Raw genomic sequence first — 840 nt, forward strand, 5'->3', positions numbered from 1 at the left:
CAAAGAAGATAATGTGGTCACCCAGTTTCAGTCTACCCTGCGGGCACAGCTCACTAATATGCCTTTCAGCAAAAAAAACGAGCTGTTGGGCAAGGTCAGTGTATTTAAAAAAGACCGGGCAAGGGTTTTCAAAGAGGGTAATATCACCGTAAATGACTATGCGGGCATATTTACCGATGATGTACAATCTTTCCTTAACAAAGATGCCTTCCTCAAACAATTTACCAATGACTATACCCTGCTTTTGTTAGAAATTATCACCACCTCAGAAGCCAGTGTAGACAGTTCTATGACTGATTTTGGCTCTAGGTTTAGAGGTAAAACTGCCCACCAGATTGCCCACGAAAAAGGAATCAAACCGAATGCAGTGCGTATAAGCATGCATTTTAGGCAAAACAAAGCCAAAAACGAGGTAGAAGTACTTTGGACAATGAGGTTGGGTGACTACCTCTACCTCATGGAAAAAGAGCAAACCATTGTCATTAGCCAAGCCAACAGCTATGATGGTTTTGGCATATTGGCCAAGCATAGCCTAATGATGCTGGAACAAGGATTGGAGCAAGCCGTGAGGCAATTGGGCAAACTCAAAATTCCCGAATCGGTCTGGAACAACCCCAACTTAAAGGAACCTGCTAAAACGATTTTACCATTATTAGTAGGGATATACAATGGCTTGGTAGAGCAAGCCCAGGAAGCACCAGAGGATATTAAACACCTGATGTTGCTTGCCAAGGCCATTGTGTGGTATATCAGAGACGAGACTTACCGAAAAGACTTGAACCAAAAGTTGGAGGAGATAAAAAAACTAGGGTTGGAAAAGATCGTCAAGCAGATTATAGA

1 protein-coding gene is annotated in these 840 nt (G+C 42.5%); it reads left to right on the forward strand.

The genetic code is table 11. The features are described 5' to 3' along the window. Positions 1–840: hypothetical protein (locus tag Q0954_RS34120; RefSeq protein ID WP_299466610.1), on the forward strand; the 840-nt coding region annotated here is incomplete at both ends.

The sequence above is a fragment of the uncultured Microscilla sp. genome (genome assembly GCF_947493425.1).
GTDB lineage: Bacteria > Bacteroidota > Bacteroidia > Cytophagales > Microscillaceae > Microscilla.